The organism is Yoonia sp. I 8.24 (genome assembly GCF_022096995.1).
Taxonomy (GTDB): Bacteria; Pseudomonadota; Alphaproteobacteria; order Rhodobacterales; family Rhodobacteraceae; genus Yoonia.
Map to the genome: position 1 here is coordinate 86,252 of NZ_JACXGQ010000003.1, position 19,969 is coordinate 106,220.

Annotated in this window: 23 protein-coding genes and 1 riboswitch; of the genes, 12 read left to right on the forward strand and 11 right to left on the reverse strand. The window is 55.2% G+C overall.

Annotation, left to right across the window (positions count from 1 at the left end; all coding sequences use genetic code 11):
* Positions 1–46 precede the first annotated feature (46 nt).
* The 5 genes from Yoon_RS06195 to Yoon_RS06215 all read left to right on the forward strand — a co-directional run bounded on the left by Yoon_RS06195 (position 47) and on the right by Yoon_RS06215 (position 5,215).
* Entirely contained in the window at positions 47–1,732 is a 1,686-nt protein-coding gene (locus Yoon_RS06195) for an NAD(P)H-dependent oxidoreductase subunit E (RefSeq protein WP_238111148.1), read from the forward strand.
* A gap of 66 nt (positions 1,733–1,798) precedes the next feature.
* The gene (gene ftsY / locus Yoon_RS06200; protein ID WP_238111151.1) at positions 1,799–2,854 is read left to right on the forward strand and encodes a signal recognition particle-docking protein FtsY; all 1,056 of its coding nucleotides are present in this window, start codon (positions 1,799–1,801) and stop codon (positions 2,852–2,854) included.
* Entirely contained in the window at positions 2,851–3,684 is an 834-nt protein-coding gene (locus tag Yoon_RS06205; protein WP_238111152.1) for a hypothetical protein, read from the forward strand. Before ftsY ends, Yoon_RS06205 begins: the two co-directional genes overlap by 4 nt.
* Entirely contained in the window at positions 3,681–4,592 is a 912-nt protein-coding gene (locus tag Yoon_RS06210; RefSeq protein WP_238111154.1) for a DMT family transporter, read from the forward strand. The genes Yoon_RS06205 and Yoon_RS06210 overlap by 4 nt, the downstream gene beginning before the upstream one ends.
* 11 nt (positions 4,593–4,603) lie before the next feature.
* A complete protein-coding gene (locus Yoon_RS06215; protein ID WP_238111157.1) occupies positions 4,604–5,215 on the forward strand; it encodes an inner membrane-spanning protein YciB in 612 nt (203 codons plus the stop codon).
* Here the strand turns inward: Yoon_RS06215 and Yoon_RS06220 are convergent.
* Both Yoon_RS06220 and Yoon_RS06225 read right to left on the reverse strand, forming a co-directional pair.
* Positions 5,212–5,535: a PilZ domain-containing protein gene (locus tag Yoon_RS06220; RefSeq protein WP_238111161.1), complete on the reverse strand. Its 324-nt coding sequence runs from the start codon at positions 5,533–5,535 to the stop codon at positions 5,212–5,214. The genes Yoon_RS06215 and Yoon_RS06220 overlap by 4 nt on opposite strands.
* Before the next feature lie 46 nt (positions 5,536–5,581).
* Positions 5,582–6,439, reverse strand: coding sequence for an alpha/beta fold hydrolase (locus tag Yoon_RS06225; RefSeq protein WP_238111162.1), 858 nt, complete (start codon positions 6,437–6,439; stop codon positions 5,582–5,584).
* Between the two features lie 132 nt (positions 6,440–6,571).
* A riboswitch (SAM riboswitch) is annotated at positions 6,572–6,649 on the forward strand.
* 56 nt (positions 6,650–6,705) lie between these two features.
* Here Yoon_RS06225 and metZ point away from each other — a divergent pair.
* Both metZ and folE2 read left to right on the forward strand, forming a co-directional pair.
* The gene (gene metZ, locus Yoon_RS06230; RefSeq protein WP_238111724.1) at positions 6,706–7,881 is read left to right on the forward strand and encodes an O-succinylhomoserine sulfhydrylase; all 1,176 of its coding nucleotides are present in this window, start codon (positions 6,706–6,708) and stop codon (positions 7,879–7,881) included.
* A 263-nt stretch (positions 7,882–8,144) separates the two neighbouring features.
* The gene (folE2, locus tag Yoon_RS06235; RefSeq protein WP_238111725.1) at positions 8,145–9,248 is read left to right on the forward strand and encodes a GTP cyclohydrolase FolE2; all 1,104 of its coding nucleotides are present in this window, start codon (positions 8,145–8,147) and stop codon (positions 9,246–9,248) included.
* 620 nt (positions 9,249–9,868) lie between these two features.
* On the opposite strand, the gene Yoon_RS06240 is transcribed toward folE2, so the two are convergent.
* Together Yoon_RS06240 and Yoon_RS06245 are read right to left on the reverse strand one after the other, a co-directional pair.
* On the reverse strand, positions 9,869–10,324 hold the full coding sequence (locus Yoon_RS06240) for an SRPBCC domain-containing protein (RefSeq protein WP_238111163.1): 456 nt from the start codon (positions 10,322–10,324) through the stop codon (positions 9,869–9,871).
* Complete coding sequence (locus tag Yoon_RS06245) at positions 10,325–10,636, reverse strand: helix-turn-helix transcriptional regulator (RefSeq protein ID WP_238111165.1); 312 nt, start codon at positions 10,634–10,636, stop codon at positions 10,325–10,327.
* Between the two features lie 132 nt (positions 10,637–10,768).
* Here Yoon_RS06245 and Yoon_RS06250 point away from each other — a divergent pair, with 132 nt between their 5' ends.
* The 5 genes from Yoon_RS06250 (at position 10,769) to Yoon_RS06270 (ending at position 14,067) form a co-directional block, all read left to right on the forward strand.
* Positions 10,769–11,389, forward strand: a complete 621-nt coding sequence (locus Yoon_RS06250; protein WP_238111167.1) for an ATP-dependent Clp protease proteolytic subunit — start codon at positions 10,769–10,771, stop codon at positions 11,387–11,389.
* A 124-nt stretch (positions 11,390–11,513) separates the two neighbouring features.
* Entirely contained in the window at positions 11,514–12,782 is a 1,269-nt protein-coding gene (gene clpX, locus Yoon_RS06255) for an ATP-dependent Clp protease ATP-binding subunit ClpX (protein ID WP_113777138.1), read from the forward strand.
* A 4-nt stretch (positions 12,783–12,786) separates the two neighbouring features.
* Positions 12,787–13,167: a Rid family hydrolase gene (locus Yoon_RS06260; RefSeq protein ID WP_238111172.1), complete on the forward strand. Its 381-nt coding sequence runs from the start codon at positions 12,787–12,789 to the stop codon at positions 13,165–13,167.
* A 51-nt stretch (positions 13,168–13,218) separates the two neighbouring features.
* Positions 13,219–13,602, forward strand: a complete 384-nt coding sequence (locus Yoon_RS06265) for an NADH:ubiquinone oxidoreductase subunit NDUFA12 (RefSeq protein WP_238111175.1) — start codon at positions 13,219–13,221, stop codon at positions 13,600–13,602.
* Positions 13,603–13,614: 12 nt separating this feature from the next.
* Positions 13,615–14,067 (forward strand): DUF2155 domain-containing protein, encoded by a 453-nt coding sequence (locus tag Yoon_RS06270; protein ID WP_238111177.1) that lies wholly within the window; start codon positions 13,615–13,617, stop codon positions 14,065–14,067.
* On the opposite strand, the gene aat is transcribed toward Yoon_RS06270, so the two are convergent.
* From aat to Yoon_RS06305, 7 genes are all read right to left on the reverse strand, one after another.
* Positions 14,031–14,669, reverse strand: a complete 639-nt coding sequence (aat, locus tag Yoon_RS06275) for a leucyl/phenylalanyl-tRNA--protein transferase (RefSeq protein WP_238111179.1) — start codon at positions 14,667–14,669, stop codon at positions 14,031–14,033. The genes Yoon_RS06270 and aat overlap by 37 nt on opposite strands.
* A gap of 48 nt (positions 14,670–14,717) precedes the next feature.
* Positions 14,718–16,067 (reverse strand): acetyl-CoA carboxylase biotin carboxylase subunit, encoded by a 1,350-nt coding sequence (accC, locus tag Yoon_RS06280; RefSeq protein ID WP_238111181.1) that lies wholly within the window; start codon positions 16,065–16,067, stop codon positions 14,718–14,720.
* 9 nt (positions 16,068–16,076) lie between these two features.
* Complete coding sequence (gene accB / locus Yoon_RS06285) at positions 16,077–16,571, reverse strand: acetyl-CoA carboxylase biotin carboxyl carrier protein (protein ID WP_238111182.1); 495 nt, start codon at positions 16,569–16,571, stop codon at positions 16,077–16,079.
* A gap of 119 nt (positions 16,572–16,690) precedes the next feature.
* Entirely contained in the window at positions 16,691–17,050 is a 360-nt protein-coding gene (locus tag Yoon_RS06290; protein ID WP_238111183.1) for a hypothetical protein, read from the reverse strand.
* Positions 17,051–17,170: 120 nt separating this feature from the next.
* Positions 17,171–17,920 (reverse strand): ABC transporter ATP-binding protein, encoded by a 750-nt coding sequence (locus Yoon_RS06295; protein WP_238111184.1) that lies wholly within the window; start codon positions 17,918–17,920, stop codon positions 17,171–17,173.
* A 78-nt stretch (positions 17,921–17,998) separates the two neighbouring features.
* Positions 17,999–18,757: an ABC transporter ATP-binding protein gene (locus tag Yoon_RS06300; protein ID WP_238111185.1), complete on the reverse strand. Its 759-nt coding sequence runs from the start codon at positions 18,755–18,757 to the stop codon at positions 17,999–18,001.
* Positions 18,758–18,769: 12 nt separating this feature from the next.
* Positions 18,770–19,969: a branched-chain amino acid ABC transporter permease gene (locus tag Yoon_RS06305; RefSeq protein WP_238111186.1), complete on the reverse strand. Its 1,200-nt coding sequence runs from the start codon at positions 19,967–19,969 to the stop codon at positions 18,770–18,772.

A 19,969-nucleotide genomic window follows, 5' to 3' on the forward strand; every position in this document is an offset into this window, starting at 1 on the left:
GGCGCGACTGCCGGATATGGTCGCGACATCTATCAGGGGCAGTGACATGACGCAGACCACGCAAAGCGGCGTTTGGAAATCGGGTAATGGCAAGGGACGTCATACCCCCAAGGGCCGGCAGTTGGATGATCTGGCTTGGGCGCAAGTACAAGACCTGCTTGGCGATCAACCGCGTCGCCGTGATCTCCTGATCGAATTTTTGCATCTGATCCAAGATGCCTATGGCCACTTATCTGCCGCGCATATGCGTGCCTTGGCCGAAGATCTGCGGATAGCGCAGGCCGAAGTCTATGAGGTCGCCAGTTTTTACGCGCATTTTGATTTGGTCAAAGAAGGTGAGGTTCCTCCGCCCGCGCTGACTATTCGCGTTTGCGATAGCCTATCGTGTGAATTGGCCGGCGCGCAGCAATTGCAAGCGGCCCTGACCGATGGGATGGATCCCGCGCAAGTGCGTGTGGTGCGTGCGCCCTGCATGGGGCGCTGCGATACGGCGCCTGTGTTGGAAATCGGTCACCATCATATTGATCACGCCACCGTCGCTAAGGTGGCCCAAGCAATCAAGGATGATAATACCCACGCCCACATGCCCGTGTACGAAACCTACGCCGATTATGTGTCTGCGGGGGGATATAACACGCTGAAAACATTGCGCGCGGATGGGAACTGGGAGGACGTGCAAGAAAAGGTGCTAACCTCTGGCCTGCGTGGGTTGGGTGGTGCTGGTTTCCCGTCGGGCAAAAAATGGGGCTTTGTACGCGCCAACCCCGGACCACGTTATTTGGCCGTGAACGGTGACGAGGGCGAACCGGGGACGCTCAAAGACCGGTATCATTTGGAACGGACACCGCATCTGATGCTTGAGGGGATGCTAATCGCCGCATGGGCCGTCGAAGCTGAGACCTGTTTTATCTATATGCGCGATGAGTATCCGGCGGTGCTTAAAATTCTACGCCGTGAGATTGCGGCGCTGGAACAAGCTGGCATCGTGGAACCTGGTTATATCGATCTGCGCCGTGGCGCGGGGGCCTATATTTGCGGCGAAGAAAGCGCGATGATCGAAAGCATCGAAGGCAAACGCGGCATTCCACGCCACCGTCCCCCATTTGTGGCGCAGGTTGGCATCTTTGGGCGGCCAACGCTGGTACACAATATTGAAACTTTGCATTGGGTGGCACGTATCTGCCGCGACGGGCCGCAGGTGCTCAACAAAGTTTCAAAGAATGGGCGCACTGGGCTGCGATCCTATTCTGTGTCTGGCCGTGTGGTGTCGCCGGGGGTACATCTTTTGCCTGCCGGATCAACGATCACTGATGTGATCGAAGCCGCAGGGGGGATGATCGAAGGGCACGTGTTCAAAGCCTACCAACCGGGCGGGCCGTCATCGGGTCTTTTGCCAGCGTCCTTAAATGACGTACCGCTTGATTTTGATACCTTACAGCCGCACGGAACGTTCATTGGATCAGCCGCAGTTGTTGTATTGTCAGACCAAGATAGCGCACGCGATGCAGCGCTAAACATGCTCCGGTTCTTTGAGGATGAAAGCTGCGGTCAATGTACTCCCTGCCGGGCGGGCTGCGAAAAGGCGGTCAAATTGATGCAGGCGGACCAGTGGGATCAGACATTGCTAGCTGAGCTTTGCACGACAATGGCGGATGCGTCTATCTGCGGTCTGGGGCAGGCTGCCCCAAATCCGATCAAACTGGTAATGCAGCATTTTAGCGACGAAATCTGACCGGGTCTTTTCAATTAGCCGCCAAGCGATTAGGTCATAACAATAGGTTACCAAAGGCGCGGGCGTATGTCGTTCTTCAAAAAGCTCAAAAACCGACTGACGGGTTCATCGTCAAAGATTGACGAGGGCTTAGATGCCATCGTGAGCGAGGGCAGTGAAGCCAGCATTACCCAGTCACCAGAGCCGACAATAAATGCGCCAGTCACGCCCCCTGCCGAGCCAACCGCCCAAGAGCCTAAAAAGTCTGGTATATTGGGCCGTATGTTCGGGGGCGAAGAAACCGTTGCTCGGCGTACGCTTGATGATGACATGCTCGAACAACTCGAAGAGCTGTTGATCACAGCGGATATGGGTGTTGATACCGCCCTGCGGGTCACGGCGAACATGGCCGAGGGGCGGTTGGGTAAGAAGCTATCCGTGCCAGAGATCAAGCAATTGATGGTGGATGAGATTACCCGCATTATGGACCCCGTCGCGCGCCCGATGCCGCTTTACGCCAAAAAACCGCAGGTCGTGCTGGTTGTTGGGGTGAATGGCGCGGGGAAAACCACGACCATCGGGAAACTCGCCAGCCAGTTTCAGGCGGCGGGTAAAAAGGTTGTGATCGCGGCAGGGGATACGTTTCGGGCTGCGGCTGTTGAACAGCTGCAAGTTTGGGGTGACCGCGCAGGCGTGCCTGTGCTGACAGCGCCCGAAGGGTCCGATCCGGCAAGCCTTGCCTTTGACGCCATGACACAAGCCGAAGCCGATGGCGCGGATTTGTTGATGATCGACACGGCTGGACGTTTGCAAAACCGCGCTGACCTGATGGAAGAACTGGCTAAAATCGTGCGGGTCATCCGTAAAAAAGACCCCGACGCGCCGCATAATACGCTTTTGGTATTGGATGCGACGACGGGGCAAAACGCCGTACAACAGGTCAAAGTCTTTCAACAATTGGCGGATGTGTCGGGGCTGGTCATGACCAAACTCGATGGCACCGCCAAAGGCGGGGTGCTGGTTGCATTGGCGGATCAATTTGGCCTGCCTATTCACGCGATTGGCGTGGGCGAACAAATCGACGATCTTGCGCCATTTGATCCGCAAGAATTCTCAGCAGCTTTGGTAGGTACCGAACTATGAAATATCTGATTGCAGCAGTTTGCTTAACCGCATCGCCCGCATTTGCATATGACCGCATGACGACGCAGGCCTGCCAAGATAGCTGGAATATGTTTGTTGGCGCAATGGCCCCATTCGAGGTGAACGGCGAAGCCCCATTACCAAGTGATGTGCGCGTTGGGCCGGGCGGCTGGTGTACGATTGATACATCTGACGACGGTTGGGACAGCACCGATGTGTCTAGGGTCGGGTTTCAGATTGAGGGCGCCGACGCATATCTAGATGGCTCAGGTATCCCCGCAGCAATCGCGATGCGGTTCGAAGGTTTGATACTAGGCGCGCGGCGCTATAATGCCGAAGCCCATGTGCGCCATTTGCCGGAAGCGGGCATGCTGGTGGTTGAAGACGTGACACTGCGCCATGAGGACGGCAGCGGCATTTCCGTCAGCTATGTGTTGCAAGGCGCGTATTTCAGCGATGTTGCGGGCATGCAGACAAGCCTTGCGGGGCTGCGTATGACCGAACTGCACGGGCAGGCCGCAATCAACCAATTCCTATTGGATGATCTTGATGTCGACCTATCCGAAGTGAACCGCGTGAGCATGGGCGAGGCTTTGCGTGATGTATCGCGGTTTCAGGTCGATACGGCGACCCGGCAGGCGTTTTTGCGGATGGTTTCGGACCGCGAAGGGGAACTTCTGGTAGATATCACATCTGAACGCGGGTTTGGCTGGATACAGGCCGTTGTGCCTTTCTTAGACATTTCAGGGGATGCTGACCTCGCGTCGGCGCTGGGCATTGCAATGTCAGGTGTGTCGATCGCGCTCGAATGGAAACAGGGCGACATTTGAACCCTTTATCCGAATGGTTGGTCGCGATCGCTGGCACGCCTGAGGGCGCACGGTTAGCTACCATTCTCGCCTTGGTGTCAGCGCTCGCTCATGCGGTGTTTGGCGCGTTGCAAAAGGGGCGGTTTGACCCGTGGCTAACACGCGGCGCGATTGACGGCTGGTTGGCGGTTCTTTCTGCGCCGGTTGCGTTTTTCCTTGTGCCACTGCCCAATATGAAAACGGCGATTATCCTTGTGGGCGCGGTGATTGTTCATTTCGCCTATAAGGTTACGATGGCCAAAGCCTATCAAAAGGCGGCCTATACAGTGGTCTACCCGGTCGTGCGCGGCACGGGGCCGTTGGTTACAGTTTTTGCCGCGTCATTGTTTTTTGGCGAACATTTTAACGCAGTGCAATGGGTGGGTGTCGCGTGCCTGTCGGGCGGTATTCTATTGCTTGCATTGCGCAACCTGTCAGAAGAAACCATCGATTTGGCTGCGCTGAAATCAGGGCTGGCTTGGGCGGTGTTATGTGGGGTTTTGGTGGCCGTTTACACCACCTATGATGCCTACGGTATTCGCCAGTCACCTGATCCGTTTACGTTTTTAGCATGGTTCTTTCTGGTCACATCGCTGGATATGCCCGTGCTTGCCCTGTTGCGGTACCGCGCGATGACGGACCGCATTGATATAGGGCCATTGATGTGGCGCGGGTTTGCGGGGGCGGTGATTGCTTGGATCAGTTTTGGCGGGGTGATGATGGCGACGCGGCTTGATAAAGTCGGCGAGGCCGCCGTCTTGCGCGAAACATCAACGGTTTTCGCGGCCCTTATCGGATGGTTTATCTTGGGTGAAAAAGTCGGGCCGCGCCGCTTGTTTTTGATGGCACTGGTTGCACTGGGCGCCGTGATCGTAGAAGTGGGAGCCTAAGGGAGACACCAATGGCCGAAAAACAGATCAACCCAATCTTAAAGCAAGTTCTTGAACTAGGGCCGACGCTTGCGTTTTTTTTGATCTACGTGAAGATCAAGGACGAGACCTATCTTTTTGGTGGGACCGAATATTCTGGCTTTATCGTGGCCGCGTTGGTGTTCATTCCGATACTTTTGGTCGCGATGGCCCTTCTTTGGCACCAAACTGGCAAGCTGAGCCGGATGCAGGTATTTACGGCCTTTATGGTCATCTTCTTTGGCGGGTTGACCGCTTATTTCAATGATGAACGTTTCTTTAAGATGAAGACGACCATTGTTTACGGGTTTATGGCTGGGATTTTGGGTGTCGGGTTGCTGCGTGGCCAAAGTTATTTGCAATATGTCATGGAAGAATTTCTGCCGATGGAACGCGAAGGTTGGATGATTTTTACCAAGCGCGTGACAGGCATGTTCATCGCGCTGGCCGTCGCAAACGAAGTCATTTGGCGCACCCAATCCACTGATCTTTGGGTAAAACTGGAAACATTTGCCTTCCCCGTCGCGCTATTTTTGTTCATTTGGGTGCAGATCATCGGGCTACAAAAGTACCTGATTGTTGAACCCGAAGACGCGCAAGACTAGCGCATTTCAACAAAGCCGACAGCGCTGCGGTGCGCACCAACCCGCCCATCGCGGCGATAGCGCATCGTGTCCACGATATCGTCGTGCAGCCTTGGGCGAAAGATGATCCCGATCTGGTCGCTTGCGGCCCAGACAACGATGGCATTCACCGGGCGACCCAGCACGCTAAACGATACCTTGCTGCCGCGGTGCATCGGCCGCACACGTTCGATCCGCGCGCCGTCATTGTTTACGTCCGCGATCCGACCTTGCACGACGCCGACGGGCGTGCGCATTTCCACGGGAAATTCTGTGCGGTAGCGATGGGCGCGATGTTGCATTGGGGCACCTAAGACAGGGAGGTTGTCTTAATCTAGCCCATTGTAATTAAGGAATCGTTGCCTCGCCCAAGTGGCGGCGCGCCAGTCTTTGCGGCTTCGCGTCAATGAGCGCTTGCAAGTAAGGCAGGGGCGTCGCATGTGGGCGCTGCAAAAGTGCTTGGTAGACGGCGCAGACGTCGTGACGTAGGTAGCCCGACCAATGGCAAATACGCACGTTGGGGCGCGTCATTTCAAAACCGGCGGTTTCCAGTCCTGTCAATGTCGCATCGTGGTCGATGACCATATCGAGCAAATTTTGGTAACGTAGCCGCCCGAAAGACATGGTGCGCCCCCAGTGCGGCAGCGCGAGCCAGAGCAACAGATCGTACAGAAAATTCGCCTTTGAGCGTACATTGACGATTTCGGCGGTTTGGCCTGCTGGGGTCTGTTGGGATTTGCGTAGTTCGCACTCGAAGGCTGCGGGTGTAATCAAGATCACCCGCCCAACATCGCCCTTGTTCAGGTGTTCGAGCGCACAAAGTGCCACGCGCGCGCCCAGCGAGTGGGCGACGATATGGATTGGCCGTGTCGGCGCAAGCTGTCTGATCTGGCGGATCAGCACGCCTAGGTCGTTTGCGGCACGCGCGGCATTGCGATGCGCACGCCATATAGATCCGCGCGCGCGCCACGCAAATCCGATTGCCAGTGTCCCTTCACGACATAGGCCAAGCTGACGGGGCAAAGACGTTGTACGTTTGCCGGTTGGCTGGGGGGCAAAGGAGAAGAGCTGGCGGTGAGGGTCAGCTTCCGGCAGATCGGGGTCGTACTTGTAGCCATGCAGCATAATCACGACGGGGCCATCTGTTGATAGGCGATCAAGTGCGGATTTGACCGCAATGTCAGTTGGTCGTTGATCCTGTGTCACTGCGAAATGCATTCGACCCAAACCCAAATGTTACATAGGCCCAGCTTTGCTGTATAATTTTTACAGCTATATGACGGCGCGAATACGATTGTGTAACGATCCGCTTCTTGACCTGTGCGGGTGCGGGGCCTATGCAGTCGCTGTGGCGATTTGTTACCGGATTGCGGGCCACGTTAAATATTCTGCTAAAAGGGGATTGCGGGTTTATGCCCCCGATACCTTTGCCGGTGTCGGGGTTTTTTAATGCGCATATGCGCGAGGATATGATGATGACGACTTGGAGCAAACGGACCAAAGCAGTACATGCGGGCACACGGCGCAGCCAATACGGTGAAGTCAGCGAAGCCATTTTCATGACCCAAGGCTTTGTTTATGACACTGCAGAAGATGCCGAAGCGCGCTTTGTCGCCTTGGGCGATGACGAATTTATTTATGCGCGCTATGGCAATCCGACGGTTGCGATGTTCGAAGAGCGGATCGCGGCGCTTGAAGGGGCCGAAGACGCCTTTGCGACCGCCTCCGGTATGGCGGCTGTGAATGGCGCGCTCATGTCGATGCTGCGCGCAGGCGACCATGTGGTGTCTGCCAAGGCACTGTTCGGGTCATGCCTTTATATTCTTGAAGAAATTTTGACACGCTACGGGGTAGAGGTCACATTTGTTGACGGCTGCGATTTGGCCGCTTGGGAAAGCGCGATCCGCCCGGATACAAAGGCTGTGTTCTTCGAAAGCGTATCCAACCCCACGCTCGAAGTCGTTGATATCAAAGCCGTCGCCGGGCTGGCCCATGCCGTTGGTGCCAAAGTCGTTATCGATAACGTCTTTGCGACGCCGGTATTCTCTGACGCGATTGCGCAAGGCGCCGATGTGGTGGTCTATTCGGCGACCAAGCACATCGACGGGCAGGGGCGTGCCTTGGGTGGCGTGATCCTCAGCACCAAAGAATTCATTCGCGGCACGCTTGAACCCTACATGAAGCATACAGGCGGCTCCATGTCGCCCTTTACGGCGTGGCTGATGGTTAAGGGGCTGGAAACCTTGGAACTGCGTGTGCGTGCACAAGCGGATGCGGCACTAAAGATCGCAACCGCGCTTGAGGCTGACGGCAATCTGACCAATGTGATCTACCCCGGTTTGGCCAGTCACGCACAAAACGCGCTGGCGCAGGCGCAAATGGGGTCCGGCAGCACGGTGCTGTCCATTGACGCAGGCAGCAAAGACGCGGCTTTTGCGCTGCTTAATAAGCTTGAGATATTCACGATCTCGAACAACCTTGGCGACGCCAAATCAATCAGCACCCATCCGGCGACCACGACGCATCAGCGGCTATCCGATGAGGTCAAAGCCGATCTGGGCATCACTCCGGGCCTGATCCGGCTAAGCATCGGGCTTGAAGATGCAGATGATCTGTTGGGGGATTTGCGCGCCGCGATTGCAGGCTGACCAGAGGCCGCAGACTAGGACAGGGGGCGCGCCGACCGCTGCGCCCCTTTGCCTGCATTCGGCGCAAACTGCGCTAAGGCGAAGTGCTGCTGTTGTCACACGAATGCTGTGTTATGGTCGGTGCTGAACACGCGATATGCGAATAGGGCGAACCCATGACTGATCCGAATTTAGATGTGCTGCGTATCTTTCAAGAGATGGTCAACAAGAGTGGGGGCGCACCGGCACTTCCCGGCGCGACATCCGCACAAGGAGAGTCTGAAATGAATGTACACCTGCCTGATATGGCTGAGATGCCAACCCGCCACGAGGCCGAAGCGGCATTGGCAGTGTTGCGCCGCTGGGCTGCGGACGTGACCGCCGAAGAGGTTGCTACGCTTGATCCGCTGGTGTCGCGTCTGATCCCGGGGCAAGAGGTGTCAAACTACCCGGCCCTTGCGCGCGCCTACCCGGATGCGTTTGAGGTGGATGAAAGCTACCGTGCGACAATGCCCGATTTGCAAAACGGCCCATCGAGCCTGATCAAAGGGGCCAAGCAGCAAATCCAACATGTTGGAATTTCGAATTTTCGCTTGCCGATCCGGTTCCAAGTCCGCGACGGTGGTGATCTGACGTTGGAAACGTCAGTCACAGGGACCGTATCGCTAGACGCGGAAAAGAAGGGTATCAATATGTCCCGGATCATGCGTACTTTCTATAAACACGCCCAAGAGACCTTTAGCTTTGAGGTGATAGAACGCGCGTTAGACGCCTATAAAGCTGATCTGGATAGTTTTGACGCACGTATCCAAATGCGTTTTTCCTTTCCAATGCAGGTAGAAAGCCTGCGGTCTGGGCTGTCAGGCTATCAATATTACGACATTGCGCTTGAATTGGTGGAAACCGGTGGGGTGCGTAAAAAGATCATGCATCTCGATTATGTCTATTCGTCGACTTGTCCGTGTTCGCTTGAATTGTCCGAACATGCACGCCAGTTCCGGGGACAGTTGGCCACGCCGCATTCGCAGCGATCCGTGGCGCGGATTTCGGTGTTGCTCGCGCCTGAAAGCGATTGTCTTTGGTTCGAGGACCTGATCGAGGCGGCGCGCGCCGCCGTCCCGACAGAGACACAAGTGATGGTCAAGCGCGAGGACGAACAAGCCTTTGCCGAACTCAACGCCGCCAATCCGATATTTGTCGAAGATGCGGTGCGCCTGTTTACCGAAAGTATGCAAGCGGACGCGCGGATTACAGATTTCCGGGTAATCGCCAGCCACCAAGAAAGCCTGCACAGCCATGACGCGGTATCCGTGCTGACCGAAGGCGAAACATTTGCCAGCGAAAGCCTTGACCCGAAACTGTTCGGCACGTTGTTTCATGTGGGGTGATCGTTCGGGCTTCTATCGTAATGTTGTGCCCTTTCCTTACTTTGGTAGGCCACGCACAGTTTGGAAATGGGCGGCAACGATTGGGTCGATAGAATTTAGGTTTGTTAGGTGATGATTCCCAATAGAGAGCAATTGACCCAGCAAAAACGTTTGGTGCGTAGTCTTGCATTTCTTGGTCTTCTTCTTGCAGGCGTGATAATTTTGCCAAATGTGGTGATACGGCAAACCGAAACGGTAACGATCTTGTCCAATGATGTGGCGCGATCATGCAGATCTGATCGGAGGTTTCTGGGGCCAAGGCGTCATAGGTCGAGCGGGCCGTCGGCAGGGTCTTCATGGCTCTACTATTGCGGCCTCGTTGTTTCTGATCACGGCAGTTTTGAATTGCCTGAGACTACTTGGATTCCTTGGGTCGGCCCCAATAGGGAAGAGCTGTATGACCTCCTAACAGCCGGTTGCCAGTACCGTATAGTAGTTTCAGGCCCGGGAACGGCGCTGAAACCCGGTGGCGGGCTATCGACCCAAAACCGTGTCCTGCGAAGCGCTGTTCCTGTTGGTGAGTGCAGCTAATTCTGGTTTAAAGGTGGCGTTCCACACTTATTTAGCGAAGAAGGCACCGCTCATGCGATCACTTTCACCGCCCCACAAAAACACCCCAGTACCATATCCCAACCCGTCACATAGCTGGTGCTGACCGCATCGGCGAGCGGGCCGAGGATGTCGAAGCCGCCGTGGCTGAGGTCGACTTGGGTGCCGTCATTGGTGCTTTTGAAGTTGACAGAGACCACTGTCGCTTCGGCTTCGGTTTTGCCCGGGTGCCACGTGAACGACAGATACGCGCCGGGATCATAGGCGATGATTTCGCCCCAGATGCAGGTTTCGCCGGTCTGTTTGGTTTCAATAATCCTGCCGCCTTTGTGCGGTTCAATCTCGATTTGACGCGGGGTTTTGCCGTCGCTGGCGGATACGGAATGGGTCCCACCGGGCCACCAGCTGTCGATTCCATCGGTGAAAAGGGCAAAGGCTTCACCGGGGTTCAATGGCACATTGACGATTTTGTGGATTGGATCGTTCATTTATTGTCCTTTTGCTTTTTCGTGGGCCGCGCGGGCAAAAGCGCTGAGCGCATCATCCCACAAGCTATCCAGATATTTGCGCAATGCGTCGACGCCGTCAGGGGCGATCGCATAAAGCCTGCGGTTTCCCGATGGCGTGACCGTCAAGAGCCCCGCATCTGATAGTACACGCAGATGTTGGCTGACAGCAGGGCGGCTAATCTCCATGCCGTTTGCGATGGCACCGACAGCCAATGGGCCCGCGCGCAGGCGGTCGATAATGACACGGCGGGTGGGGTCGGCGAGGGCGGTGATTGCATGTTGGTAGGTCATGACTTACGGTAAGTCATTGCTTACGATTCGTCAAACGTTTCGTGCAACCCTTGAAGCCCCTGTCGCGTGTCACTAAGACTCTGTCAGGACTTTTGAATTAGGACAGAGCTGTCCAAGAGTGAGGCACTACATATGCAAGACCCCGTCGAGACCTACATGAACCTTGTCCCAATGGTCGTTGAACAGACCGCCCGGGGTGAACGCGCCTATGATATTTTTTCGCGCCTGCTGAAAGAACGGATCATTTTTGTGAATGGCCCCGTGCATGACGGCATGAGCCAGTTGATCGTGGCGCAGCTGTTGCACCTTGAATCGGAAAACCCGAAAAAAGAAATCAGCATGTATATCAACAGCCCCGGTGGCGTTGTGACATCCGGCCTGTCGATTTATGATACGATGCAATACATCAAACCCAAGGTTAGCACGCTGGTGATCGGGCAGGCGGCGTCAATGGGATCGCTTTTGCTGACGGCCGGGTATCAGGGCATGCGATTCTCTTTGCCCAATAGCCGTGTGATGGTTCACCAGCCATCAGGCGGGTACCAAGGCCAAGCAACGGACATCATGATCCACGCGGCTGAAACCCAAAAGCTGAAAACACGGTTGAACGAAATCTACGTCAAACACACCGGAAACACGCTGAAAAAAGTCGAAGCTGGCCTTGAGCGCGACAACTTTATGTCGCCTGAAGAGGCGAAAGATTGGGGCTTGATTGATGAAATCGTCGAGAACCGCGAAAAAGCTGAAGATTAAGCACAATGCAAACGTGACCCATTCCGGGACATTTTGACATTGTGGACCTTGCCGGGCTGCCCTAAACTTGCGATAGGGCAGCCCGACTTTATGTTTGACGGGCCAATAGGCCAAGGGGTTTGAGATGGCGACAACGACCGGAAACGACAGCAAAAACACGCTTTACTGTAGCTTCTGTGGCAAAAGCCAACATGAGGTGCGCAAGCTGATTGCGGGCCCAACAGTATTCATCTGCGATGAATGTGTTGAATTATGTATGGATATTATCCGCGAGGAAACCAAAACCGCAGGGCTTAAGGCTGGCGATGGTGTTCCAACCCCAACTGAGATTTGTACGGTTCTGGATGATTATGTCATCGGCCAAATGCATGCCAAGCGCGTGCTGTCGGTGGCGGTGCATAACCACTACAAGCGCCTGAACCACGCTGATAAATCCGATATTGAGCTGGCGAAATCCAACATCATGCTGATCGGCCCAACGGGCTGTGGTAAGACGTTGCTAGCACAGACTTTGGCGCGGATTTTGGATGTGCCGTTTACCATGGCAGATGCCACCACATTGACCGAAGCAGGTTATGTCGGTGAAGACGTTGAAAACATTATCCTAAAGCTGCTGCAGGCCTCTGAATATAACGTGGAACGTGCGCAGCGCGGCATCGTTTATATTGACGAAGTTGATAAGATTACCCGCAAGTCTGACAACCCATCGATCACCCGTGATGTTTCGGGTGAGGGGGTGCAGCAGGCGCTTTTGAAAATCATGGAAGGCACAGTTGCCTCTGTCCCACCACAAGGGGGGCGGAAGCACCCGCAGCAGGAATTCCTTCAGGTTGACACGACCAACATCCTGTTCATCTGTGGCGGCGCGTTTGCCGGGCTCGACAAGATCATCGCGCAGCGCGGTAAAGGCACCAGCATGGGCTTTGGTGCGGATGTGCAAGACGTTGATGTGCGCGGTGTCGGCGAGGTGTTCCAAGATCTCGAACCCGAAGATTTGTTGAAATTTGGTCTGATTCCTGAATTTGTGGGCCGTTTGCCTGTGATCGCGACGCTGACCGATCTCGACGCGGACGCGCTGATCATCATTCTGACTCAGCCTAAGAACGCATTGGTCAAACAATACCAGCGCCTGTTTGAACTTGAAGACACCAAGCTGACGTTTACGGATGACGCGCTTTCCGCGATTGCAGCGCGCGCTATTGAACGCAAAACAGGTGCCCGTGGTCTGCGGTCGATCATGGAAGACATCTTGCTTGATACGATGTTTGATTTGCCCGGCATGGACACTGTGACCGAGGTTGTCGTGAACGAAGAGGCGGTCACATCCGATGTGGCCCCGCTGATGATCCACGACGAGGGCAAGAAAGCCAAAGAAACAGCATCGGCCAGCTAGTTAGATGAAACGGATCAGATCGGGCGGCATTTTCGAAGATAAAGTCGGATATTGCCGCGCGGTTGTCGCCGATGGGTGGGTGCATGTGGCAGGCACCGTGGCTCCCGGCGATGATGTAGCACCTGACATTGTCGCGCAATGCCGTGCAGCACTTGCTGTGATCGAAGACGCGCTGACGACCGCTGGAGCAAGTTTCGCCGACGCTGTGCGTGTGACTTATATGGTCCCGAAACCCGATGAGTTTTCGGCCTGTTGGCCGGTTCTGGCGCAGACATTTGGCGCCAATCCGCCCGCAGCCACGATGATTTCATGCGCGCTTGTCGATCCGAAATACAAGATTGAGATTGAGCTGACCGCATATCGCGCGGCGCTCAAAGCAGACTAGACCTTTCCGCCAAAATCAGGCATGGAAGGGTAACGCAAACGGAGACGTGACATGAGCCTGGGTCATAATATCAAACGCATCTTTACCTGGTGGGACGGTCAGTCTTTTGGCACGCAGATTTGGTCCAATCGCAATGGCACCAAAGTCGGCGAAGACGCGCAGGGCAATATCTTTTATCGCAACGCTGACGATAGCCGCCGTTGGGTGATCTATAACGGCGAAAACGAAGCATCGCGCGTAGCCCCAGAATGGCACGGCTGGCTGCACCACACATGGGACGACGCCCCAACCGAGGTGGAGATCGTGCATAAGCCATGGGAACAGCCGCATCAGGAAAACCTGACAGGCACCGCTGCGGCCTATGCGCCCGCAGGGTCTATCCGCAAAGCGGCCCCCGCGGATCGCAGCGATTACGAGGCGTGGACGCCAGAATAGGGCGTTTGCATCATGTGGAAGCTCCTTTCATTTACATTGTTGGCGGCGTTGTCGACGCCAGCGGCTGTGCTTGCGCAGGATGATGGGCTCGACCTTTCTGGTCTCTTGCAGGACGAAGACGCGGAGGCTGAAACACTTGCACCCGTGCAAACTCAAAACAGTGAGGTCGCAGTCACGGCCAGCGCGGGCGTTGTCCGCGTGTTGGACAAACTGACAGGCGACCATGTCGATCTGACATTACAATCAGGGGAAACGGGGGGCCTTGGGTTCTTGCAGGTCACCCTCAACGAATGCCGCTACCCTGTAGAAAACCCTGCGGGGGATGCATTTATCAGTCTCGAAATCCGCTACCGTACAGATGCGGAACCAGTGTTTTTGGGGTGGATGATTGCCTCTTCGCCTGCGCTGAACGCAATGGACCACCAGCGTTACGACGTCTGGGCGTTACGCTGTATCACGTCCTGAGCGGGTGGAACTTTATCAAATGAACTAAACGACGCCGGATGTGTCAGCGCATTGGCAAGCTGCGCATGATACGCTGCGCGGGTGATCTCTACCGCGCCAAGGCTGGCAAGATGTTCGGTGATGAACTGGGTGTCGCACAGCGTGAACCCACCCGTGCGCAACCGGTCAACCAAATAGGCAAGTGCAACTTTGGACGCATCTGTGGCATGGCTGAACATGCTTTCCCCAAAAAAAGCAGCGCCAAGTGCGACGCCATACGCTCCGCCAACAAGCACGCTATCTTGCCAGACCTCGACCGAATGCGCATGGCCTTGTGCGTGCAGGGTCGTATAAAGATCAAAGATCGTATCGTTGATCCATGTCTCGTCACGGTCGGCGCAGCCTTGGACCACTTCGGTAAATGCAGTGTCAAAACTGACTTCAAAAGTGCCCCGGCGCAGCGTTTTCGCAAGGCTGCGTGAGATCCGAAACCCATCAAGTGGTAGCACCCCCCGCATTTTGGGGTCGACCCAAAACAGCGCCGGATCATCCCGGCTTTCGGACATGGGAAACACGCCTTGGGCATAGGCCGATAGCAATAATTCTGCGGATAACTCTTGCATCAGTCTACCACGAAAAACGCGGCCCGCATTGCAGACCGCGTTTTCAATCTAGCCGTTAAGGTTTTCTTCGAGCCAATGCTCGAGCCAGTGAATGTTATATTCTCCGGTCTGCACCGCCTCTTCGGCCAATAGCGCATGGAACAGGGGCACTGTTGTGTCCACCCCATCGACAATCAGTTCGCCCAAGGCACGGGCAAGCCGCGCCAAAGCTTCGGGGCGATCGCGGCCATGCACGATCAATTTGCCGATCAAACTGTCGTAATAGGGCGGAATACGGTAGCCGTCATAAAGCGCGCTATCCATCCGCACACCCAGCCCACCGGGGGCATGGTATTGCGTGATCGTGCCGGGGCATGGCGCAAAGTTCGGAAGTTTTTCCGCGTTGATCCGCACCTCAATAGAGTGACCATTGATGTCCAAATCATCTTGGGTGAAGGACATCGGCAGGCCAGACGCCACTTGAAGTTGCTCACGGACGAGATCGACGCCAAAGATGGCCTCTGTCACCGGGTGTTCGACCTGCAAACGCGTGTTCATCTCTATGAAATAGAACTCATCGTTCTCAAAAAGAAATTCGATGGTCCCCGCGCCGATATAGTTGATCTTGGCGACAGCATCGGCACAGACTTTACCGATTTTGGCACGTAGCTCTGGGGTGATGCAGGGGCCGGGGGCTTCTTCGAGCACCTTTTGGTGGCGCCGTTGCAAAGAACAATCACGTTCGCCCAAATGCACCGCGTTGCCTTTGCCATCACCAAAGACTTGGATTTCAATATGGCGCGGTGTGGTCAGATATTTTTCAATATAGACTTCATCGTTGCCAAAGGCAGCTTTGCCCTCAGCACGCGCTGAATGAAATGCCTGCTCCATGTCAGCGGCTGTTTGCGCCACTTTCATGCCGCGCCCGCCGCCACCGGCTGTGGCCTTGATGATGACCGGATAGCCGATTTCAGCGCCGATGCGCTGCGCGTCTTCCAGCGTAGGCACACCGCCATCAGAACCGGGCACGCAAGGAACGCCAAGCGCCTTCATCGTGTCCTTAGCGGTGATTTTATCACCCATGGTGCGGATGTGTTCGGCTGTCGGGCCAATAAAGGTCAACCCGTGATCTTCGAGCGCCTGCACAAAGGCGGCATTTTCTGACAGGAACCCATAGCCGGGATGGATCGCTTGCGCCCCCGTGATTTCACAGGCGGAAATGATCGCCGGGAACGACAGGTAACTTTGTGCCGATGATGGGGGGCCGATGCAGATGGCTTCATCCGCCATGCGCACATGCATTGCGTCGGAATCGGCTGTGGAATGCACCGCGACGGATTTCACGCCCATTTCGCGGCACGCGCGCACGACGCGCAGTGCAATTTCACCGCGGTTGGCAATAAGGATTTTGTCGAACATGGGCGGCCCCTATTCGATTATCACAAGAGGGGCGCCAAATTCGACGGCGCCGCCGTCTTCGACCAAGATACGTTTGATCGTGCCAGAGCGTGGCGCGGGGATGTGGTTCATTGTTTTCATCGCTTCGATGATGAGCAATGTATCGCCTTCGTTGACTGTTGCGCCGACGGCGGCAAACGGGGCGGCTCCGGGCTCAGCGGCCATGTAGACGGTCCCAACCATAGGCGATGTCACTGCGCCGGGGTGGCTTGCTGGATCAGCTGAAGGTTCTGGTGCTGAAACGGCGGCTGGGGCAACGGTTGTAGCTGCGGCCAGTGCTGGTGCGGGCGCTGCGACTGCGGCCTGCACAACTGTTTGGGTCTGGCGGCTGACGCGCACATTCAAACTATCGTTTTCACCATAATCGCGTTTAACCTGCAATTCGGTCAAATCGTTTTCGCGTAATAGCTCTGCAAGAGCCTGAATAAAGCTGACATCGCTGTCGTGAGAGGTTTGTTTGCTCATCGTTTCCTCGGCCGTTGCCCTTAATTCGCTGGGTTTTGCGACGTTACGTCACAATGCGTAAGGGTTCTTATAGGGCAAGCCAGCCGGGGGGGGAAGCGTAGCAATTTGAAAATGCTATGTTACGCGATTTTTGATGCCTCTGGCGCGTTCGCTGCCTCCTCCTGTACCGCAAAGTCGCGCGCGGCAGTTTCAGGTGCGGGTTTGGTCGGCGCGTCGTCGTCATCATAGGGCAGCATCGGCACGCCATACGGGCGCAACACCCGTTCCGGCTCTTGCAGGGTGGATTCTTTTTCAGAAAAACCGGTGCCTGCTAACTTGGCGTTCACGATTGGTGCGATAAACGGTTTCTGAGAGAGCGTGGTTGCCGACCGTTCAAGCGCGGCTATTGTCGGAACCTTTGTATCGACGGGCTGCGGGATTGGCGTGACAGGGGCGACTGTCGCGACAGTTTTTGGGGTATTGAGTGGGGTAATGTCCATAGCAGTGACCTCGCATTTGCCAAAACGGCTTGCGCATAGAATCGCGCCTGGAGATTACCAAAGACTTAACAAAGGCACGTCAGATGCTTGAAAACTGGTTCAAACATCTGACGAATTTTCTTAGATTGCGAGGTATTGTGCCCGCAATTCGTCGTTCTCAAGAACTTCTTCGGCAGAGCCGTCGAACACAACGGTACCCGTGTCCAAGATCACCGCGCGGTCCGCGAGCTTCAGCGCGGCGACAGCGTTTTGTTCAACAATCACGGTTGTGATGCCCTGATCACGAATGATGCCCAACGTCTTGGCAATTTCTTGCACGATGACGGGGGCCAGACCCTCGTATGGCTCGTCAAGTAACAACACCTTAATGTCGCGGGCAAGCGCACGCGCGATTGCCAGCATTTGCTGTTCACCACCAGAAAGCGTCACGCCTTCTTGCTTGCGGCGTTCGCCGAGGCGCGGGAACAATTCGTAAATGCGTTCCAGTGACCAACCCTTTGGCGGTGCAATTTGTGCAAGCTGCAGGTTTTCTTCCACGGTCAGGCCAGGGATGATACGCCGATCCTCGGGAACCAATGCGATCCCTTCTGCGGCGGCTTGGTGGCTTTTCATTTCGTGCAGTGGCTTATGATCAAGCCAGATTTCGCCGTGGGTGAGGGCAGGATCATCAAGCCGCGCGATGGTGCGCAGCGTTGATGTCTTGCCAGCGCCGTTACGCCCCAGCAGCGCGAGGATTTCACCCTCATGGATGTTGAAGCTAACGTTTTGCACGATGTAACTTTCACCGTAGTAAGCTTCGATTTCCCAAACGCTGAGGAATGCTGGGTGCGTCGCGGCGTTGTTCGCATTTTTATTGAAAGGTTTATTCATGGTATTCTCCGGGGTGCCAAGCTTTTAAGAAAAGCCGGTGGCCAATTCCGCTAACGAAATTGGCCGCTGGATGAAGGATTAGACCTGCGCTTCGCCAAGATAGGCTTCGCGCACTTTTGGGTGGCCTTTGATGTTTTCCGGGATGTCTTCGACAAGGGGGGTGCCCTGCGCCAAAACAGTGATCCGTTCGGCCAAAGAGAACACAACGTTCATATCGTGTTCAATAATGGCCATGGTGATTCCACGTTTGGTCCTGATTTCTTTGAGCAAGGCGATCGTGTTCTCTGTATCGGCCCGCGCCATCCCCGCTGTTGGTTCATCAAGAAGCAACAGTTTGGGGTCTTGGACCAGACACATCGCCATTTCCAGGCGCCGTTTGTCACCACGCGACAGGCTTGATGTCACCATGTCGCGTTTTTCCAACATGTTCACATCGGCCAACATTTCTTCGGCTTGGGCACGAATGCCTTTTTCCGCAAAAATGCTTTCCACCGCATGCATCCGAAATGCACCATCACGTTTGGCAAAACAGGGGATCATTACGTTTTCGAACACGGTTAGATCGGTGAAGATTTCGGGTGTTTGGAACACCCGGCTAATCCCCATCTGGTTAATCTCATGCGGCTTACGCCCCAAGACCGATTGCCCGTCAAACATCACTGAACCGCTATCGGGGATCAGTTTGCCAACCAAGACGTTCAGCAGCGTGGATTTGCCCGCGCCGTTTGGCCCGATGATCGCGTGCACCGTGTTTTCTTCAACGCTTAGGTTCACGTCACCGAGCGCTTGCAGGCCACCAAACCGTTTGTTGATGCCTTTGACTTCAAGGATTCCCATATCCGTTTCTCCTTATTCGGCAGGTTTGGTGGCGCCGGGATTGGCGTCATCGGTTTTCTTGCGGCGCAAAGCAGCGGCGATTTTCTGTCCACCTTGGACAAGCCCACCAGGCAAGAAGATCACAACAAGCATGAACACGATCCCAAGGGTCAGGTGCCAGCCTTTGCCCACGAATGGGTAAATGATGGTGACCACAAAGTTTTCGAGCCCATCTGGCAAGAAACCGAACCATTCGTGCAGCACTTGGCTGTTGATCTTTGAGAAGATGTTTTCAAAGTATTTGATCATCCCTGCGCCAAGAACAGGCCCAATCAACGTGCCTGCACCGCCAAGGATCGTCATCAACACTACCTCACCAGACGCGGTCCACTGCATCCGTTCAGCACCAGCCAGCGGATCCATAGAGGCCATCAGCCCACCCGCAAGACCAGCATACATGCCAGAGATAACAAACGCCGCAAGTGTATAGGGACGCGCGTTCAGACCGGTATAGCTCATCCGGGTTTGGTTCGACTTAATCGCACGTAGCATCAGCCCAAACGGTGACCGGAAGATCCGGATCGCCATGTAGAAAGACAACACGAGGATCAAAGCGGCCAGATAGTAGCCAACGTTGAATGTGAATGCCCAGGCACCGACCGTCATCTCGTAGGATGCGCGCATTTCAAGCCCGAACAGGGCAGGGACCGGGATGTTCCCGCTGGCCGTTTGTGCAGCCCCTAAAATCCGTGGATCATCAAGCGCCAGTTGCAGACCCGTTTCACCACCGGTGATTGGTGTCAGAACCGAATAGGCTAACGCAAATGACATCTGCGCAAAGGCCAACGTCAGGATCGAGAAGTAGATCCCAGAACGACGCAGCGAGATATACCCGATGACCAGCGAGAACAGACCCGCGATGATGACGCTAAGGACGATCGCTGGAAGTACGTTCATGCTGAGCAGCTTGAACATCCAGACCGCAGAGTATGAACCCACACCCAAGAAAGCAGCGTGCCCAAATGAGAGGTATCCGGTCAAGCCGAACAGGATGTTAAACCCGATCGCAAAGATACCAAAGATCACAAAACGTTGCATCAGATCAGGGTAGCCTGCGTTAAACTGGGCCATCTCTGACCCCGCAGGAAACGGGTTCAGGATGATGGGTGCAAATAGTGTCAGGCCAATGACAATAAGAAGCAGCCGAAAGTCTTTCTTTTCGAGACCAAGCAT

Bases quoted from the DNA above. Each gene is read 5' to 3' on its own strand.
- Yoon_RS06195 (WP_238111148.1), top strand. From the start codon at position 47: ATGACGCAGACCACGCAAAGCGGCGTTTGGAAATCGGGTAATGGCAAG.
- ftsY (WP_238111151.1), top strand. From the start codon at position 1,799: ATGTCGTTCTTCAAAAAGCTCAAAAACCGACTGACGGGTTCATCGTCA.
- Yoon_RS06205 (WP_238111152.1), top strand. From the start codon at position 2,851: ATGAAATATCTGATTGCAGCAGTTTGCTTAACCGCATCGCCCGCATTT.
- Yoon_RS06215 (WP_238111157.1), top strand. From the start codon at position 4,604: ATGGCCGAAAAACAGATCAACCCAATCTTAAAGCAAGTTCTTGAACTA.
- Yoon_RS06220 (WP_238111161.1), bottom strand. From the start codon at position 5,535: ATGCAACATCGCGCCCATCGCTACCGCACAGAATTTCCCGTGGAAATG.
- metZ (WP_238111724.1), top strand. From the start codon at position 6,706: ATGATGACGACTTGGAGCAAACGGACCAAAGCAGTACATGCGGGCACA.
- folE2 (WP_238111725.1), top strand. From the start codon at position 8,145: ATGAATGTACACCTGCCTGATATGGCTGAGATGCCAACCCGCCACGAG.
- Yoon_RS06240 (WP_238111163.1), bottom strand. From the start codon at position 10,324: ATGAACGATCCAATCCACAAAATCGTCAATGTGCCATTGAACCCCGGT.
- Yoon_RS06245 (WP_238111165.1), bottom strand. From the start codon at position 10,636: ATGACCTACCAACATGCAATCACCGCCCTCGCCGACCCCACCCGCCGT.
- Yoon_RS06250 (WP_238111167.1), top strand. From the start codon at position 10,769: ATGCAAGACCCCGTCGAGACCTACATGAACCTTGTCCCAATGGTCGTT.
- clpX (WP_113777138.1), top strand. From the start codon at position 11,514: ATGGCGACAACGACCGGAAACGACAGCAAAAACACGCTTTACTGTAGC.
- Yoon_RS06260 (WP_238111172.1), top strand. From the start codon at position 12,787: ATGAAACGGATCAGATCGGGCGGCATTTTCGAAGATAAAGTCGGATAT.
- Yoon_RS06265 (WP_238111175.1), top strand. From the start codon at position 13,219: ATGAGCCTGGGTCATAATATCAAACGCATCTTTACCTGGTGGGACGGT.
- Yoon_RS06270 (WP_238111177.1), top strand. From the start codon at position 13,615: ATGTGGAAGCTCCTTTCATTTACATTGTTGGCGGCGTTGTCGACGCCA.
- aat (WP_238111179.1), bottom strand. From the start codon at position 14,669: ATGCAAGAGTTATCCGCAGAATTATTGCTATCGGCCTATGCCCAAGGC.
- accC (WP_238111181.1), bottom strand. From the start codon at position 16,067: ATGTTCGACAAAATCCTTATTGCCAACCGCGGTGAAATTGCACTGCGC.
- accB (WP_238111182.1), bottom strand. From the start codon at position 16,571: ATGAGCAAACAAACCTCTCACGACAGCGATGTCAGCTTTATTCAGGCT.
- Yoon_RS06290 (WP_238111183.1), bottom strand. From the start codon at position 17,050: ATGGACATTACCCCACTCAATACCCCAAAAACTGTCGCGACAGTCGCC.
- Yoon_RS06295 (WP_238111184.1), bottom strand. From the start codon at position 17,920: ATGAATAAACCTTTCAATAAAAATGCGAACAACGCCGCGACGCACCCA.
- Yoon_RS06300 (WP_238111185.1), bottom strand. From the start codon at position 18,757: ATGGGAATCCTTGAAGTCAAAGGCATCAACAAACGGTTTGGTGGCCTG.
- Yoon_RS06305 (WP_238111186.1), bottom strand. From the start codon at position 19,969: ATGCTTGGTCTCGAAAAGAAAGACTTTCGGCTGCTTCTTATTGTCATT.